Raw genomic sequence first — 266 nt, forward strand, 5'->3', positions numbered from 1 at the left:
CTCTGTATTGGTGCAATGTCTTCATAAACATTTGTACGATGAGTGTGGCCGTATCCTTCAGCCGGCTCCGGAAGCCGCTTTGGCCGCCTCTGGCTTGCTGCGCAAGATACATGTTGGAAGCCGTTTCGAAGAGCAGGAACAGGAACCGGTACATGATTTGCATAATTTCCAGAACTAACTCGGGGATGCGCACTTTTCTGAGCACCTGCAGCATTTCTGCGAAAGGTGTGCTGAACATGATGAAAGCCACACAAGACAGACTGGCT

1 protein-coding gene is annotated in these 266 nt (G+C 50.4%); it reads right to left on the bottom strand.

What is annotated here, in order from left to right; genetic code table 11:
• The coding region (locus KVT27_RS24925; RefSeq protein WP_305799941.1) for a CbiQ family ECF transporter T component at positions 1-214 on the bottom strand (214 nt) is incomplete at its 3' end.
• Between the last annotated feature and the right edge of the window lie 52 nt (positions 215-266).

Source organism: Lysinibacillus sp. GbtcB16, from assembly GCF_019091145.1.
Classification (GTDB): domain Bacteria; phylum Bacillota; class Bacilli; order Bacillales_A; family Planococcaceae; genus Lysinibacillus; species Lysinibacillus fusiformis.